Below are 18,692 nucleotides of genomic sequence, written 5' to 3'. Positions count from 1 at the left end.
CTTCAACTATGCCGTTTTAATTGTAGGATTTGCATTTAAACTAGCGCCCAGCTACGTCATCAGCTAAATAACTGTATGTTTTACAACTCTTCAACTTTATAAGCACGCAAAATTCTCGATACATAAGAAACGAGAGTCGCAGCGTAAAAAACGGATACCCTCTCCCTTCCAGGAGAACGATATCCGTTTCTATTAACGATAGTTTATAATCCCGCTTGTGTTTTCAGCGCTTCGGCCTTATCTATGCGTTCCCAAGGCAAATCGATGTCCGTACGTCCAAAATGACCGTAGGCTGCGGTTTGGCGGTAAATCGGACGGCGAAGATCCAACATACGAATGATACCCGCCGGACGAAGATCGAAATTCTGGCGAACGAGCTCCACCAATTTTTCTTCCGGTACTTTGCCTGTTCCGTAAGTATCGACATTAATGGATACCGGGTTAGCGACGCCGATCGCATAAGCCAACTGGATTTCCACTTTGTCGGCCAGCCCCGCGGCAACGAGGTTTTTCGCCACGTAACGCGCCGCATAAGCGGCCGAACGGTCAACTTTGGTCGGGTCTTTCCCAGAGAATGCGCCGCCGCCGTGGCGGGCATATCCGCCGTACGTATCGACAATAATTTTGCGGCCCGTTAAACCGGCATCTCCCTGTGGCCCCCCGATAACAAAACGGCCTGTCGGGTTAATGAAATATTTCGTTTCCCCATCCAATAATTCCGCCGGTACAACCGGAAGAATGACGTGTTCCTTGATATCTGTTTGAATTTGTTCCAGCGTAATTTCTTCCGCATGCTGCGAAGATACAACGATCGTGTCCACCCGTTTGGGTTTGCCGTCGACATATTCGATCGTGACTTGGGTCTTGCCGTCCGGCCGGAGGTAGCCCAGCGTGCCGTCCTTCCGCACTTCGGAAAGGCGGCGAGCAATACGGTGCGACAACGCAATCGGCAGCGGCATGAGCTCCGGCGTTTCATTCGTAGCGAAACCAAACATCAAACCTTGGTCACCGGCGCCGATATTTTCCGTTTCCTTATCGACCTGGGCAGGATCCCGGCTTTCCAGAGCGGCGTTTACGCCCTGGGCGATGTCGGCGGACTGCTCATTAAGCGAGGTGAGGACCGCGCAAGTATTGAAATCGAACCCATATTTAGCACGGGTATAGCCAATCTCTTTCACCGTTTTGCGAACAATAGCAGGAATATCGACATATTCGGATTTGGTGCTGATCTCCCCGATAACGAGCACTAGCCCGGTGGCTACGGAAACTTCACATGCAACCCGGGCATAGGGATCATTGGCCAAAAATGCGTCAAGAACCGCATCGGAAATTTGATCGCAAATTTTATCAGGGTGTCCTTCCGTAACGGACTCGGAAGTAAATAAGTGTCGCCCTTGTACGGACATAAAATTTCAACCTCCCCATGGATAGTATGGCGAAAGCCTTCGTATCCAATACTAAAAATGCCCCCAATGGATTATGGGCAGATTTACCGACTTTATTTACCAAAAAATGAACCTTTCCCTGATCGGAAAAGGTTGTTTGACAATCCTCAAAGTCATATTATCGCATTTGCCATGTCATGTCAAAAGATTAGTGCAAAAGCAAATCACGCTGCGCCTGAGCGACCAGCCGTTTTGTAATTTCTCCGCCGACCGAGCCGTTTTCCCGTGATGTGAGATGCCGCCAGCTGCCGCCGGAATCACCGCTTGTCCCCAAAGCGCCGAGTTCGCCCGCGAATTCCGTATCCGACGCCTCACCGGCTGCCCCGCCGCCGACCGGCAACCCGAACTCTGCCGCAATTTCATACTTCCACTGTTTAAGCATTTGACGGCATTCCGGAACCAGCTTGGAATTGCTTCTTGCCATCTTTAATCCACCCCCATAAATATTGTCGTTCAGGAGTAGGATGTGCTCAGCCGTGAAAAATACCCTATAGAATTATTGTTCGTTCAGGAAGAAATCGGCTGTCCTATTTTAGCGAATATCCACCGCGAACCAACACCGTCAGGCTGTACTTATTTCCGGCCTGAACCTGAACCCCGCGTCCATCCCGGGGAAACGAAAGCAGGTGGTTGTTCGTTACCGCTCCTCCGTTTTTGATATCTACGCCATCGGTCAAATCCGTAACACCGTCGGCGTCGCTGCTGTAAATTACAGCCTTTCCTGCCCGAACCACGAACTCCGCTCCGGCTGCCGCAATCAACGTCTGACCCGGCTCTACCGTTACAACTTCAATTGCATCGGTTGAGCCGCCTCCTTTGCTGCCGGTGCTGCCGCTCGTCGAAGGAGCCGAAGGCTTTGTTGGGGTCACGCCTCCCTTGAGCGCCTGCTGAATGGCTTGGTCCACATAACTCTTCGTCACCACCGGATCGTCAGCAGTGCCTGGTTGACCCGTTACGCTTGAGCCTTCCGCCGTCAAATTCAGCAACGAACCTGCCCAAATACTACCACCAATCACCACCGTCGCTGACATGACTTTCCATACTGTCTTCATCATGTTCCTCCTCAAATCTCTCATTACGATAATGATAGAGGTTATACAGACATGAAACAAGCCCGATTTTACTACTCATCCGTATCGGTCTCATCATCATATTCAAAGCTTTGGCTGCCAAGCTTGATTTTGTATCCCTGGAACAGGTCATAAACCGTTAATTTAAATTCGTCGTCTTCGGTGAGATCTTTAAATAGCGGATCATTAAAACTGAAGCTTGCTCTGCCGTCGCCTGCAAGAAGCAAGTCGGTTTCAGGGACGAACTCCTTCTCGAATACTCGACCGCTGGAATCCTCGACCTCAAACAGATATTTATGCCCAAACTCGCCGATCGTATAGTCCCTATTACGGGTCAGATCATAGGTAAAGCTCAGATTCATGGAGCTGCCGGAGAGAGTAGATTCCACGTCTGTCACGGCCAACTTATATGGGAATATCTCCAGGCCTCTCAGTTTTTTATTGGCTGTTGGATTAGAAACCCCAAGCTCTAGGGCCACCGCATTTATATAACCTGTCGCTTCGCCTTTGACCGGCGTCAGCTTATTGTCGGTGATCCCTTCCCCAACAATCAGCTTCATATCGGTTATTGAGACCCGCTTAGGAATTTTAGTCCATACTGCAACCACACTTTTCTCTTCCGGTCCGGCCGGGGTGTCGATCTGGCTGACCGTGGCTTTATATGTCTGGCCGTCGGATGTCTGGTATGCCCCGACAATTTGCGAAAGATCCATTTGATGTTCTTCCAGATTCTTGACATCCAGTTCGGTATAAACTAGATCGCTGGATGGACCTAAGTAAACACGGGAACTTATCACACCCAACTCTTGTTTGCGTCCAGGCGTATCGAACGTAAAGGAGGCTCCCTTGGCTATACCGGCCACCTCCGGTATTGCGCCCGTATTGCTGAATTGAATCCAGTCAGTACTCTCTTCCCCTATCTTCTCAAGCAGGGCAACCTGCAGTTGGTCAAACTTCAGATAGCTAGGCACTTTAGCTGTCACAAAAATGTCCATCGACATTCCGGCTCCAATTAATCTGTCCGGCTGTGTGAATATCAGCTTGGTTCCTTCAGTCAGCTTAACGGAGTCCACTTGCAAGCTCCCGGTCAGTTCCGGCAGCTGTAACGTTTTGATGTTATCATTGCTAATCGTAATTTTGGCGTTGACCAGATCGCCATCACTCCAAGGCAGTCTTTGCAGCGAAGACAAGGTAACGCCAAAAACACCGTCCTTCGTCTGTATAAACTGCTCGGTTCCGACCATTTTATCGGCGGTATGAATGGTCTGCAGCGCAAAAATCGCGAGCGGATAGGCGATCTTCTCCTTGTTGTCCTCCGCAGTCGGCAGATTCATGAACAGACGCGGATAGGCAATGCTGATATCGGGCGGCACCGTCACCGGGAGTGTTATGAATCTTTGCTCCAGCGGTTGAAGGGTCATATTTTCCAGTGCTGGCGCCTTAATCGGCATACGGTATCCATCCGAGGTTTGCAGTTCAAATTGATATTTCGGCAAAGTGATCGTCGCCCCGCTTGTATTGCGGAAAGCAAAGCGTACAGACAGCTCATGTTCAAGATCATTTTTGTTCACGACAGCGCTCGTCACCTGCACGGCTATTTTGCCGTTGCCGGCTTGAATGAACTTTTCGACATTGGGCTTAACCGTCATCAGGTTATCGCCTTCGCCAGGTAATTGCATCGTTGCAATCGGCAGACTCTGCTTGGCCGTCTCGTCATCCAGCGCCACTTGCAGCTCCATGTTCGACAACTCGATTTTCTTTGGGATTTGAGCCATCAGGTGAAGGGTTTTCGTATCCTTGGGTTGGATTTTGTAATCCACACTGGTTGTTGGATCCGCTGTCATTAGATAGCTTGCACCTGCAGATGAACGGATCACAAATTTCATTTTCGGATCTTCAAACAGCTTGTAGCCGACATTCGTCATATTTAGCAAAACATTGACATATTTATAGTCGCCTGAAACATAAGAAGCCACTTGCCCTACCTTCGCCTTAACACGGGCATCGGCAATCCATAATGTTTTGGATTGATTCGCAGGGGTCGACGTCAAATAATCTGCTGGAATCTTGAACTGTCCTTTTAACGCCTCGTACTCAGGCTGGCTAAAATCCCATTTGACCACCTGGAATATCAGATTTTGCGGCTTGATGTGATTCGCAATTCGAGCTGTATACGTCAACGTCGTGGAAGAACCGGCCGCCAGCTTCTTCTTGTCCTTGTCTTTGGTCATCAACGACGTACTGTAAGTTGTCCCGCTTGTAGTTTTTACTTTGGACCAGTAATCGAGCAAATCGATCGTCTTGCTGTCCTTATTTTGGATCGTCAGCGTATACGTAAGAATACTTTCGCCGTCCAGAGTTAAAATATTGACATCACTCAATTGAACCAAACTTTTTGCGGTAATCTTCACCGGAGGCAGATTAGCCAATGTATGTACAGTTTCCTGTTTTACAGTTTTAGCCGAGTTGGTAGTCTTTGGTGTTGGTGCAGCCCAGGTTTGTGATGACAGAGGCACTAATGCGGATACTGTCAAAACAACGGCCGCTGCAGTCTTTGAAACTTTTCTCAAAATGTCTCCTCCCCGTTTAGCATGATTAATTATTTAGACGTTTTTAGATAAAAATAGTTTCGTATAAACAAAAAACGAGGCGAAAGCACTGCTTCCACCCCTCGAAAATTATTCATTCTGTTATAAAAATATTTTATTGTGGTGCTGCAATCCACGGTTTCTCATAGGCCAGTTTGGCGCTATCCAGACCTGTGACGATGGCGGATATTTTCTGTTTCAAGGTTTCCAATTGAAGCTGGGCTTGAAACACTTCATATTGAGTCGCCATGCCCAGTTCATAACGTTTTTGTACTACGTTCAAGGCGTCAGTGGCGCTTGTTAAGGAAGCCTGAAGCTGAGTGTATTGAGTTTCAAGCTGTTTAATTTGATCATAGGTTTGCCGGATGGCATCTTCAAGTTGTTTCCTGGCATCAGTGACACTAATCTTTTTCACTTCAACGCCAATTTTTGTATTTTCATAAGCATTGATCGTTTGCCCAGTAGCGAAAGTAAAATAATTAACATTCAGATCAGCCTGCTCAACCTCGCGTTCTGCCATCCACACGGTCGGACTATCGGCTTGAACCCGGCCAATATGAGCGTCCACATTATCTTCAAATACTTCAAATTTGGGAAGATCCGTAACTTCATACTTCTGATCCGCTTTATAGCCGATTAACGCATTTAAAGTTCGATAGGCTTCATCCAGAGCTTTAGCCGCTACTTCCTGGGCAGCTTTAGTCTGGGCCAACGTATTCTGCGCTTGGGTTACTTCATATTCGCTGGCCATTTGATTCGATAACTTGGTCTGTGCAATGCGCAGCTTCCATTCTGCGTCCGTTACATTGAGATCGGCCAAGCGCTTATCCTCAATGGCGTTAATGATAGCATTATAGCTTTTTTTAACCTGAAATGCCAAGGCCTCTTTGGATACCTCTAATTTTTTCTTGGATATCAGGTAGCCTATTTGCGCCTGACTGTAATTATTAAAAGCGGCTTTTGCTTCAGGATTGCCGTTCGGGCCGGGAGTAGGGATATAATCGATCTTATCGGCTGAGTCTACCAACCTGTTGTCATCTGCCTTAAGCGATTTCTCCTGCATCTTGATTTTATTGTTGTTGGCGACCGCAAGAGCGACAGCGTCTTCATAGGCCAGCGGCTCCGTGTTGGTCTCATAAATGGCTTCCGTAGTTGTAACAGGGGCAATCGGAGCAGGATATGAATTGTTTTGTTCACTTTCCGTCTGCACAGGCAGCTCAATTTGAATAGTTGAAGTTGCTTTATCCCAATTCACTTTAGCGCCGAACGATTCCCCAACAAAACGTAACGGTACGTAGGCAGATCCATTTATGAGTTTAGCGGGCGTCTCCAAAGTGATCGATTGACCGTTCTTGTGAGCGGTAGTACTATTCACTTTCAATTCAATGGTATCCGCACCCTTGGTTGCAGTAATTAATCCGGTAGCAGTATCATAATCAATTTGCGCGCCAAGCGATTCAAACAGAGCCCGCATCGGAACCAAGGTTACATGATTGCTTTGAATGGGTTGTTGATTAAATGTCTGAGTTATTCCATTGAGGGTTACATGAATATCGTTTGCCGATTGCGCAGAAGCTGCACCCACTACAACGGAAGACAACAGTGCTGTGGAAACTAAAGCGGAACCCAGTCGTTTCATCTCACACCACTCCTCCTTACACTATATTGTAGATTGTAGACTTATTACGATTCCATAATGAATAAAATCTGTATTGCGGGATATACTATGAAAAAAGGGCTCCCCTAATAGGAACCCCTTTTTCATTATTCATAAGACGTTAGAACCAGCGATAACGGTTCTTATTTTACTTGTGTTACCGTAACTGTGTTAGTATCTTTGTCCCATTTGATATCTGCTCCCAAAGCTTGACCTACCCAGCTGATTGGCAGAACAGTACGGTTGTTCTTAGTGATTGCCTTAACGTCCATGTTAATTACTGCACCGTTAACCGTCAGGATGTTAGTTTTCAGTTTGATTTGTACGATACGGTCACCTTTCAACAGCGTGACTGTGGAAGTCTTCTTATCAAACTTAATGTTTTGCGGAGCAACACCCAGAGCATCGGCTACGTAACGAACAGGCAGGAAAGTGCGTCCGTTCTCGATGTAAGGAGCAACGTCGGCTGTATAAGTTGCACCATTTACAGTGTAGCTCGTGCTACCGATTTTGAAGATAGATACAGTATTACCTTTGGAGTCTTCAACCGGTGCCGGAGTAGAAACTTTAGCGATAATTGCTTTTGCTACCGCTTTGTTATCTTTCCAATTCGAATACTTTTGAGTTTCGGATACAGCGTCGCCTTCAACGGACAGTTCAACTTTTCCTTCCGGAACAGTACGGTCAAGAATAACGCTAACACCCGATACCGAAATCGTGCTAGCCGTATCGCTTTCGCCCTCAACGTCGAAGATCACAGTTCTGTCATCGCTCGATCTTCTAACATTGTTGATAATCAGGTCCCCGCCAGATACTTTAACCGTTGGTGTGCTTGCAAATTTAACGCCATCAGGCAGAACCAAACGAACTTCGCCATCGTCCACCAAAGCGCCGGCTTTACCTTCAGTGATCGTGAAATCACCAGCCTTTTGTTCGCGTGCACCGATAATGACATCAGGAGCCGAAGCTACTTGGGCAGTAACCGGAGCAACAACCTTAGCTACTACAACGTCCCCTTTAACTCCTGCGGAACCGCCAACCGAAATTTTCAAATCGCCGGTGAAGTCAGGAGCCAAAGCTACTTCAAGGTCTTCGAAGTCAAGCGTCGCTGCATCTGTATCATTTTGAGGACGCGGGTTTACCAAGTACTTGGCTGTACGATTGTTATTTCCTGTAAATCCTTCAAACGTCAATGTCAAACCTTCATCTGTTATAGTAGGAAGGGCATTTGGTTTTTTATCCCTATTCTTACCGGCAAGATCCCATTCATACTCTTCCTGCCATCTAGCACCTTCCGGCAGCGTCAGTTCAAGATAACGTCCGTTCGTGCCAGTTACGATACTGTCACCAACAGTCTCAGTAATATGGAAATCAGCAATTCTCTGTTCATCTTGGCCGGAAACCAAAGTAGGTGCATCTTCAGCCTTCAGCGTGGATTCATATTCACCATAAGTACCAATCTTGGCTTCAGAAATGTTAGCGGTGGTTCTGCCGCTCAGGCGAGCAATGATATCGCCTTTCTTGACTTTTGTGGAATCATCAACTCTGAAGTCATAAGGAATTTCAATTTTGGTCTCAATTTTATTGGCACTTTTATTACGTGCTTCCACCGCAGCCTTTGTATCTTCATCAGTTTTAACCGTAATAACCAGTTCTTGAGCGTCTTTCTCACGTGTGATATTAAGCCACTCAGGTTTAAAATCACCGTACATAAGTTTCATTGCTTTATTATTGTCGACCCAAACATATCCATTAGGCAGTTTAATTCTTAATTCGGTGTTTACATCCAGTGCACCAGCATACGGCTCCTCGATAACGATCTTAGGATCAAATCTCTCATTCGATGTATCCAAGCTGCCAAAAGACACGTTAAGATTGTTTTTGTTTTTAGCAACTGTAGCAACAACTCTGGAGCCACCCGGGAAAGGACTGCTTCCAGGAGCCGTGAATTCAACCTTAGCTTCCTTACTGCTGTCAATGATCAAACCACCGAGAACCAGCGTGAAGACTGCCGGGTCATCCGAAAGAACCTTGCCATTTTCACCAACGTATTTAAGTACAATTGTATTTGCACTGGAAACATCCGAAATTTCAAAATCATCATTTGAAAGACCGTTTTTGTCATCATTAGCCAATTTCAAGGTGTTTGCAAAATCCTTATATTCCGCCTTGTTCAAACCGCTAAATGCAGCAAATTCGCGTCCCGCAATGGTATAAACAGATTTAGTGACGCTGGCATTTTCCGCCAAATCAAATGGCAAGCTAATATTAAGCGTGTCGCCAGTGCGAAGAGTAGAGAACTTAGGAATCTCAAATTTGATGTTGCCAACGCGCTGTACTTTACCATTATTAACTACGCTCGGTGTGCTCAGAACAGTAATGTCACCATTGCTAGCAGCTTCAACAGCGGATGGAGCAACAATTGCTGTTACAGGCGCCGCTACGCCAGCAACCAATGTTGCTGTAGCAAGCACGTTAATAATTCTTTTGTTAAACTTTGTCATAACCTTTTTTTCTCCTCCTTGAACTTCATCAATTACAGTATTATTTTCTTTGTGTCGAGTCGTGTCACTCATCAGTCGTTACACCTCCTTTCCGAGTATGGATGCAACTCTTATAAAATGATATCTGTGACAATATCACAGAAGCTTGAAACCAAAATAATGAAGCAGGCGAAAAACTCACAACTTACTCCAGTATTATACAATGTGATTACAACGCCGTAAAGATTTTTTATCATATTTTGTCTTTTGAAATTGTAATCATCTGTATCATACTCACACAATTAGACGTTTTGGAGTTCGAAAAGTTGCGATACTTTTAAAAAAGTTTTTGATTTTTTTAAAAAGTATGTATTCACCCTTCTTGCAGTTATAATTATACTCTAAAGGCTTATCTAGCGTCATCCAGCAATTATTTCCTAGATCTCCTAATATCTACATAAATAAGGAGGTGCAGAATGATACGGATAGGGGTTCTAAAACGCATCATTCTGCCCGGAAAAGGTAATGACATACAAAGATATGCCAAACAAGGAGACATTATTACTGATTTATAATCGTAACCTGCGCGCCGTCAGTAAGCATAGCTGCACCCTTAACGACGATTTGTTGCCCCTCTGAGAGCCCTTCGGTCACTTCCACCTGCTCGGCGCTCTCTTCTCCTGTCTGAATCTTCACTTGTTTTGCTACATTTCCTTCGATGATATAGACGTACTTTACACCCGCCTTTTCACTAACAGCGGCTTGCGGAACAAGCAGCCCTTCCGCGGCCCCGGATTGGATATACACGTTGGCTACCATGCCTGCCTTAAGTGTATTAGCAGAATTCTCTATAGAGATTTCAACCGGATAAGCTTTCAGATCCTGATCCATGACAGAGTTGATCGCCGTAACCTTGGCGTTAATTCTCTTGTCGACGGAAGGAATGCCTACTGTCACGGATGAACCGACTTTAACCTTCATCATTTCAGACTCGGACAAATTTACTTTCACCAGAATCGGATTGGTATTTGCAATCGTGACAACAGGCGACTGAGGACCCACAATCTGTCCAACATTGCCGTTGACAGCCGAAAGCGTACCGGACATAGGAGCCTTAACCGTAGCGTCATCCAACTGGCTGCGAGCTGTCTCAAGAGCGGAGCGCAACTGTTCAACATTGGCCTTAGCCACATCAATACCGGCCCCTTTACGGGCCAGCTCAAGCGATTTTAAGGCGTTTTGATATGACGTTTGCGCGTTTTCCAAAGAAGTTTGAGCGTTGCTCAACGTCAGCTTTGCATTGTCCAGCCTGGTTTGGGCCTGCCTTACTGTCGTTTGTGCCTGCTCCAGATCCGTCTGAGATACAGCTCCTGCCGCAAATAGCTGCTGCGTACGGTTCAGGGCGTTTTGTGCGTCCTTCAAAGAGGTCTCTGCATCCTTAATTGTGTTTTTCGCCGTATCTATAGAGCTTTGCTGCTGATCAAGGGCGGCTTTAGCCTGATCAACGCCGGATTCCGCCTGCTGAATCGATTGCTCCGTACTGCTCTGCGCTTGCTTCAGGTTAGCAAGCGCAACATTATAAGATTCCTCGGATTGCTTGATGCTGTCGCGAATAGTCTTTTGATCCAATGTAAACAATACTTGGCCCTTTGCAACGGTCTGCCCGATTTTTAAATTGATGCTTGCGATCGTACCATTGATCTTTGGAGCTACCTGGACGGTTTTGTTGGGGGCCAGAGTACCGACAACGCCTGCTTCAGCTTCAATACTGCCCTTGGTTACCTTCCCTACTTCGACAGACACGGCCTGCACTTCCTGTTCCGCCGGAGCCGCTGCAGGAGGCTGGCCTCCTGAGCAGCCGGCTAATGCCACCGATAAAGCCAAGGCCGACAACAATATTACTGCACTTTTTTTATTCATGGTTTTCCCACCTCACTATGTCCCGCTTTATCTATTAGAGCTGCAAACTGCCTTGCTCAAGTTTCGCCTGTTTCTTCGCTTCTCTTTTCTGCTGGCGTTTAAGCTTGCGGTTATTGCGTCTAACCGTGATATTATCGAGCAAAATATATACGACAGGGATCAGAATCAACGTAATGATGGACCCGAAAGCCAGGCCAAATACAACGACAACGGCCATAGGCGCCATAGATTCATTTGCCGGGTCACTAGATACAACCATCGGCACCAAGGCAAGAACCGTCGCGAACATCGTCATCAGGATTGGCCGCAGCCGTTCAGATCCCGCAAGCAGTATGGCCTTATCCCTTTCCATCCCCTCTTTACGGAGCTGAATAACAAAGTCAATCAGGACAATCGCATTGTTAACAACAAGTCCGGCCAGCATGATATACCCGACAAAGGCCATGATACTCAAGGCAGTCCCTGTCAAAACCAATCCCAGAACAACGCCTATAAACGTTGGCGGGATCGAGAACATAATGACAAATGGTGTAAACATAGATTCAAACTGTCCGGCCATAACCATGTAAATCAAGACTACGGACAACAGAAGCGCAATAGCAAGACTCGTAAATGATTCCATCATTTGTTCCTCTTGCCCGCCGCCGGTATCCACGGTATAGCCATCAGGCATCGACATACGCTTCAGCAGTTTGGCCACATCCTGGTTAACACTGAGTAGATCTTTGCCTTCAACGCCTGCCGTAATCTGAATTTGGCGAGTCTGATTTTCACGGGTAATGGTGACAGGAACCTCGGCTCGCTTCAGGCTCGCAACTGAAGATAACGGTACATCAATACCCCGCGGCGTGGTAATCCGCAAAGTTTCAAGATAAGAAGCATCTTCCTTGAACTGCTCAGGCATGGAAATCTTAACATCAATTTCATCGTCACCAGTGCGGTAGGTCGTAGCAACCGACCCATTGAATGAAGTACGCACCGCAGACAATATCTGTGATGTAGACAGCCCATACTCTGCAGCCAACTGGCGGTTAACGATGACTTGGAATTCCTCGCGAGCGTCGTCTAGTGAACTCTTAACGTTAACCGCTCCCGGAATATCGCTTACGCCTTTGACAAGCTGATCGGAAAGCTCCCGCAGCACCTCCATATCGTCGCCTCTGAGGTTGATCTGAACAGCTGCACCTGCAGCGAAACTTTCACCCGCCGTAAGGGTTACTTTCGCATCCGGAATATTGGTGATTTTTTTGCGGAGCTCGGCAACGATTTGATCCGTTGAACGTGAACGTTCATCAACAAGCGTCACATCCAATGTAGCTGCGTTCGTCGGACTACCAAAGCTGAACCCTCCAGACGAACCTACACTTGCCGACATTTTATCCAATTCAGGGATGCTCATGATTTCTTTCTCAATTTGCTGAACAACTTTGTTGGTTTCCTCCAGCTTGGTTCCATCCGGTAATTTCACCGACACATTGAACTGTCCCATATCTTGAGCCGGAATAAATTCCGACTTAATCAATGGAGTTAGGGCACCTGCACCTATAAACATAAGAATTGTTATAATGAGCACACTTTTTCTGTGATGGATGCTCCATTTGAGCGTCTTGCCGTAGCCGTTTTTGAACTTTTCGAACCCGATATTGAACCATACGATCGGATTGAAGCCCCGATAATTACCCGAGGTATACACCGACTCGTCCGGAAGCTTCGGCAACCAGCGTGAACTGAGCATCGGAACGATCAACAGGGAAACAAGCAATGCTGCGATATGAGAGAAAATAACCGTTAAAGCGAGCGGCTTAAACAATTCGCCGGCGATCCCTTCCGTGAATACAATCGGCAAAAAAACTACGATCTGCGCAAGCGCTGATGCCATAACGGCATTGCCGACCTGCTTGGAACCATCAATTGCGCCCTGCAGCATGCTTTTCCCCTCATGCCGCTGCCTGAAAATATTCTCGATAATAACGACCGCGAAGTCTACAAACGAACCCAGGCCCAGGAGCAAACCGGCGAGCGAAATAATATTGATCGTCTGGCCTGTGAAGTACATCATTAAGAAAGTGGCCACAAACGAAATTGGAATGACAACAGCCGCAATGATGGTTGAGCGGACGCTGTTCAGGAACAACAAGAGAATGGCGGATGCGATAACAAGGCCAAGAATAGCGTGCTCTACTAACAGGTCAACCGAGTCATGGATCGGCTCGGAGGCATCCGTTACAAGCTCCAGCTTAGTTCCTTCCGGCAGTTCCTGCCGGATCGAATCCAGTCTTTCCTTTACGGCATTCGCGATCTGCAAGGTGTTGCCGCCGGATGCTTTGGTAACCCCAATATTGATGCTCGGTTGTCCATTGTATGTAGAAATGGAGGTTACATCAGCGTAGGAATCCTCTACTGTTGCTATTTCCTTAAGTTTAATGGTCCCCGATCCCGCTGCAACCGGAATTTCTCCTATTTCCGAAACGGCCCGATATTCGCCATCAACACGTATTTGAATTTCCGAGCCGCCCTTTCTCACAGCACCGGCAGAACCGGATTGGTTATTGGCGGCCAGCGCTTGACTTACTTGATCCAGGGTGATCCCATAGCTTTCGAGTTTGGCGGGATCCAAATTCACGCGAATCAATCTGTCTTGTCCACCCGCCACGCTTACGGACGCCACACCCGCAATTCTTTCAAGCTTGGGCTGAACAATGTCTTCCGCGATCGGCTTTAAGGAATTGACATCCCGATCTCCGGTGAACGCAAGATTGATAATAGGAGTTGAATTTATATCAAACTTCATTAGTCTGGGAGCATTGGCCGAATCAGGCAAAGCGCCCCTGACTGCGTCCAACTTATCCCGGATATCCAAACTAGCCTGGTCCAGATCTGTCCCCCAGTTGAACATGATCTGGACCATGGACGCTCCTTCCTGCGATTGAGAACTAATCGTATCTATGTTCTGTACTGAAGCAAGGTTTTTTTCAATTGGCTTGGTCACCAACTCCTCGACTTCAGACGGTGTCGCCCCTGGAATGCTTGTGGCAACGACCAAAACAGGAAACTTTAGCTCCGGCATCTGTTCTACCGGCAGCTTTGACCCAAAAATAACGCCCCCGATCAACAAAACCACAACCAGCATAAAGACGGTTACGGGACGGCGTATTGAAAACTGGGACATTTCTCCACCCCCACTTATTTCTTTAATCTATTTTTCGGGCTCCTGATTTTACTACGGCTAAATATTCCTTAGGTTGCATTTGCAATCTACTTTCCGGTACTGCTCCTCCCTGTTAAGAAATAGGCCATCAAGCTCAAGATTTACATTAATCATTATGCATCCTGCATATTTAGCAGTCAAATTTTCCAAGCACGAATAAAATTCCAATTCGCCCCCTCCTTTTTCATTATTATAAAGCCTAACCCCTCCCTTTAAATCGTACTTTCGTACATGTACCTTAGTTCAAAAGAAGCCTAGTCTAGAGTCTAGGTAGGGTTAGGACTTGCGATAAGACAACGCCTAATGTCAAAAAAAGTGCGGGCGCAGAGCCATTTCTCTACACTCGCACTTTTTTGCATTAAAGAAACATGATTACATCTTAGGCAGTTTCTTCTGGTCAATCATTACTTTGGAAATAATAATTGCAGCGTCCCCGCGAAGCGTGGATGCTTCAGGATTAAAATTATAACCTTTTGATGGATCTTTCGAATCTATCGGCGAACCGGTAATAAATCCTTTTTTCGCGATGGCCAGGACGGAAGCCTGGGCGTAATAATCAATCGTTGAATAATCCTTGAAATACTTTTGAAGTCCTTTTTCGATCTTCGCACGGTCAGTGTCAAGTTTCAGGTTCAACGCCTTTGCAATGATGACCGCAGCATCCTGACGTGTAATAAGACTGTCCGGATTGAAGGCACCAGGCTGCGCCCCCTTAATATAGCCTGCCCTTGCCGCAGTTTCTATGAAGCGGTAATCCCATAAGGCGTCCAGGTCAATCACTGCGCTTTTGGGCACGTCCCCAAAGTGCTGCTGGCCGCTGTAATTTAAAGGAAGCTGTTGGGCTTTGGTAATCATGCGAACAAATTCGGCACGCGAGATTTTCTTATCTACACCAAATTGCGTAGACGGATCTATCGGATTCATAACCCCTTTAGCAAAAACAGTCTCAATAAACTCCCGTCCATAGGCGTGATCGATAATGTCCGTGTAAGTAGAGCTTAACTTGGCGACCACATAATAGCCAAATCGGTCAAACGGAACTTTAATGGTATGCTTTTTGGCGTCTACAACCCCGCCGATGTTCTCCCATTCTTTGTTTTCCGGATCAAAATGGAACACGGTCACGAGCCGGCCGGCATCCTGAGCCATCGACGCATCGTAAGCCAACGTCAATTCGCCGCGTTTTGACGGAACCAGCTCATTTTCCGGGTCCCGTTTAAAGAAGCTTGGAATCTTCGAAAAATCAAACTGATACGGATCCGCCCCTTCGGTGATCGGGTCATATCCCGCTGTAGTGATATCGTCCGCAATACCGGCATCAATCCAGAACACCGGGCTGGCCTTGGCAAAACGATCCGGGAAATTACTGATAAAATATTGCCGTCCCGTATCTACCAAGTAGTTATAGTCGGCATAATTAACCTCAAATTCATGGCGGTCCACGACGCCGTCTTCGTTGTTGCCGATGGCAAAACGAATCGTATGGCCGGAGAACACCTGGTTCTTCAATTGCTCGGGAAGATCATAATCCCGGCGAATCAAACTGGTGCCTTTTGTAAATTTCAGCGACAAAGCTCCGTCAAACACTTTATGCGAGCTTGCCATTGCAGCCATGAATTGACCGCCTGGAATATTGGTCGGTACATATTTGACCGTGACGGTCTCCTTCAACTCGTCGTTTCCTTCCTTGACGACAATGTTGATTTTCGTATCCTTATTCGCCTTCAAGCCAGTGACAACGGTCCGGAAGGCACGCGGATAATCACTTTTACCATCCAAATCGGCATCGTAAGCAACCTGCTCCGCTTCTTTTTTGTCAATCGTCACGCTATCGGCAGTTTCTGAGGCAACGACAACCTCCACAAAATTTTGATTCAAAATGCGTTTCTCCGGCAATGGCCGAATGACGTTAAACACGGTGCGTTCGTATAAAACTTCAATACGATAGGTCGAAGTAGCTCCATTGCTGGTGACCGTGAAATTGTAAACGACAGGAGAACCGTCCTTAGGCAGTTCCTGATTAATTAATACGAAGCTGAAATATTGACCTTTTTCATTATAGTAAACGCGAAGGTCATTTACACTCTTCCCTGTGCTCTTCTCGTAAACTTTACCTGTATCTTCGGAATAAAGTTCGTTGTCCAGGGTCCAGGTAATGCCATCGGAACTGGCGCTGTCCTCGGAGGATTTAATGTTCAAAATGTAATCCTCAGGATTGTCCAAATCCTCCAGCGCAGCATTTACCGCACTATTGCTAATACCTAAATCCAGAAAATCAAAGGTGCCGTAAATTTTAATTTCCGACTCCTTCGTAGAGAACGTGGAGCCGTTTTGTTTGAAAGCAGGGTCGGCAGCCGCCGGAATCTCATAGGCGTTGCCAGTGGTAAACGGAATGACCCCCAAAGTGTCATTAACCGGGATATCCGGTACATTGGTTTGCGCCACATTAATTTTCACGCTTTTGGTGTAAGAGCTATTGCCGGATTTATAAACCAGCTTGATGACGTTGTTCCCCGTGCTGATCGCATTAGTCGCCGTTTTCTTATCCCCGCTGGCTAATTTAAATTTATTGGGTGCCCCGTTCTCCTCCAGATCAACCAATGTATTATTGATATACAAATAGACCGTACGGGTGGAGCCGCTGTATTTAATAGTACCGGAATCAGGAATATTGAACAAAGTACCCGAAAAATCACCGACCGCATCCAAAATATTGTTCGTCATGCTGTCAACCGACGTCGTATCGACCGAGATTTGCTGCCCTTCGTAGAGCTTGTCGAATTGAACATAAGGACCATACAGCACGCTGGCCGCAACCGTCTTTTTGCTGCCTCCGACGGACAAGGTAATGTACTGGGTACCGTCGGAAGGAAGTTTATCGAATTTAACGATAATTCGCATCACATCCGTCTGGACCCCATTAATCGACTGTGTCGACAACTTACGGTTCACCACTTCCGGTTTCACGCCGCTGATATCCAGATCATTCCCCTTGGAATCTGTGATCTTGTCCAGACCAACATCGGTGGAATTATCTCCGTTAACTACCAGCACTTCAAAACCGGCAGGCAATGCATAAATATCGGTAAAACTGGTTTCGCTTGTCAACGTACCCGTCAAGTTCAGAGCCTGGTCGGCAGTTGTATTGCTGTTATAGCCATCAAGGTAGTTTACTTGATAAATAAAGGGTTGCAAGCTGTCGCGCAACGTAAAATAAGCCGTAAATTCCCCGACCGGATTCCCTGTACCGCTGGAGTTCATAACTTTCAGTTCGACTTTGACCGTTTGATCGTAGGCAATGGTTGCCGGGGCATCAATGGAATAGCTGATTACCGTAAACCCGCTGCTGGTATCCGTCGAATCAACCGTAGCATTGACGCTCCCTGTCCCTGTAGCTCCGCCGGAAAATGTATAGTCTACCGTAAATGTACCGCCCGTAATTGGAACGATGGCTTTCCCGTTGAGGTCAATGGATCCTGCATTGCCTGGAGCAACGTTAAAATCCGGGGCCGTTGCCAGGTCCGGAGATTTCGAACCTCCGGCCGTCAGATAAGTATCGTAAAACGTAGCACGACCGTTATTAAACGCAAGCTCTCGTGTCGTTTCAACCGACTGGTCACCGTTGGTCGCTTTGATCGTGATCAGGTTTTTGCCTTCATTCACCTTAATTGATGAAGCCGTAAATTTGTAATCGTTATAACTGGATACTTTATAGGACCAGCTCTTCCCGTCTACAGTTACCGTGACGGACGTAGCATTTTTGGCCACCCCGCTAATGATAACTTCAGCCGAGCTCTTCCCATAATCCTTTGATCTTGGGGATGCGGTTACTACAGCCGTGGAGTCCTCGCTTAAGTCAACGGTTTCTCCGCTCAGACTTGCTTTCAAATTGGAAAGCGTCGGTCCGTTGCGAAACTCGATATAGATGGACTCTTCGACCGATTTAGAACCATTCGTTCCTTTGAACGTAATTTTGTTCATCCCGGGGTATAGCTGCAAGTCCGTAACTTTAATATCATAGCCGTCAACCGTAATGCCTCCGGTTTGCCCTACATTGGAGTCGACAACTTCCCATTTTCCGGACTTGTTCTCAGCGATTTGATAAACGCTATATGAGATGTTGCCATTGACATTACTAATGGAGCCGACAAGATTCACCTCGTCCTTGTTTACGACTCTGGCAGAGCCCACATCATAGCTTTCGTTCGGAAACACGAAAAAACTCCCCGATGCAGCATGTGCGGTATTGGTCAAACCGGCCGGGAACAGACCAATCATCAGCAACGCTGTCATCAATAAGGACATTACTTTCTTCAACTCA

Annotated in this window: 9 protein-coding genes; all 9 read right to left on the bottom strand. The window is 46.8% G+C overall.

What is annotated here, in order from left to right:
- Positions 1–203: 203 nt before the first annotated feature.
- A complete protein-coding gene (metK, locus tag NYE74_RS06775) occupies positions 204–1,406 on the bottom strand; it encodes a methionine adenosyltransferase (RefSeq protein ID WP_213509708.1) in 1,203 nt (400 codons plus the stop codon).
- Between the two features lie 187 nt (positions 1,407–1,593).
- A complete protein-coding gene (locus NYE74_RS06770; protein WP_341004667.1) occupies positions 1,594–1,869 on the bottom strand; it encodes an alpha/beta-type small acid-soluble spore protein in 276 nt (91 codons plus the stop codon).
- Between the two features lie 103 nt (positions 1,870–1,972).
- Entirely contained in the window at positions 1,973–2,497 is a 525-nt protein-coding gene (locus tag NYE74_RS06765) for a hypothetical protein (protein ID WP_036619283.1), read from the bottom strand.
- Positions 2,498–2,568: 71 nt separating this feature from the next.
- On the bottom strand, positions 2,569–5,085 hold the full coding sequence (locus NYE74_RS06760; RefSeq protein WP_341004664.1) for a hypothetical protein: 2,517 nt from the start codon (positions 5,083–5,085) through the stop codon (positions 2,569–2,571).
- Between the two features lie 133 nt (positions 5,086–5,218).
- Complete coding sequence (locus tag NYE74_RS06755) at positions 5,219–6,742, bottom strand: stalk domain-containing protein (RefSeq protein WP_316560936.1); 1,524 nt, start codon at positions 6,740–6,742, stop codon at positions 5,219–5,221.
- 161 nt (positions 6,743–6,903) lie between these two features.
- The gene (locus NYE74_RS06750; RefSeq protein ID WP_316560935.1) at positions 6,904–9,336 is read right to left on the bottom strand and encodes a copper amine oxidase N-terminal domain-containing protein; all 2,433 of its coding nucleotides are present in this window, start codon (positions 9,334–9,336) and stop codon (positions 6,904–6,906) included.
- A 468-nt stretch (positions 9,337–9,804) separates the two neighbouring features.
- The gene (locus tag NYE74_RS06745) at positions 9,805–11,163 is read right to left on the bottom strand and encodes an efflux RND transporter periplasmic adaptor subunit (RefSeq protein ID WP_316560934.1); all 1,359 of its coding nucleotides are present in this window, start codon (positions 11,161–11,163) and stop codon (positions 9,805–9,807) included.
- A gap of 34 nt (positions 11,164–11,197) precedes the next feature.
- Positions 11,198–14,332: an efflux RND transporter permease subunit gene (locus NYE74_RS06740; RefSeq protein WP_316560933.1), complete on the bottom strand. Its 3,135-nt coding sequence runs from the start codon at positions 14,330–14,332 to the stop codon at positions 11,198–11,200.
- Between the two features lie 411 nt (positions 14,333–14,743).
- A complete protein-coding gene (locus NYE74_RS06735) occupies positions 14,744–18,688 on the bottom strand; it encodes an S-layer homology domain-containing protein (protein ID WP_036619272.1) in 3,945 nt (1,314 codons plus the stop codon).
- Positions 18,689–18,692: the final 4 nt, after the last annotated feature.

The organism is Paenibacillus sp. FSL P4-0127 (assembly GCF_038007325.1).
Classification (GTDB): Bacteria; Bacillota; Bacilli; order Paenibacillales; family Paenibacillaceae; genus Fontibacillus; species Fontibacillus macerans.
This window is presented reverse-complemented; position numbering and strand designations above follow the sequence as displayed.

Excerpts from the sequence above, each read along its gene's own strand:
- metK (WP_213509708.1), bottom strand. The coding sequence starts at position 1,406 with ATGTCCGTACAAGGGCGACACTTATTTACTTCCGAGTCCGTTACGGAA.
- NYE74_RS06770 (WP_341004667.1), bottom strand. The coding sequence starts at position 1,869 with ATGGCAAGAAGCAATTCCAAGCTGGTTCCGGAATGCCGTCAAATGCTT.
- NYE74_RS06765 (WP_036619283.1), bottom strand. The coding sequence starts at position 2,497 with ATGAAGACAGTATGGAAAGTCATGTCAGCGACGGTGGTGATTGGTGGT.
- NYE74_RS06755 (WP_316560936.1), bottom strand. The coding sequence starts at position 6,742 with ATGAAACGACTGGGTTCCGCTTTAGTTTCCACAGCACTGTTGTCTTCC.
- NYE74_RS06750 (WP_316560935.1), bottom strand. The coding sequence starts at position 9,336 with ATGAGTGACACGACTCGACACAAAGAAAATAATACTGTAATTGATGAA.
- NYE74_RS06745 (WP_316560934.1), bottom strand. The coding sequence starts at position 11,163 with ATGAATAAAAAAAGTGCAGTAATATTGTTGTCGGCCTTGGCTTTATCG.
- NYE74_RS06740 (WP_316560933.1), bottom strand. The coding sequence starts at position 14,332 with ATGTCCCAGTTTTCAATACGCCGTCCCGTAACCGTCTTTATGCTGGTT.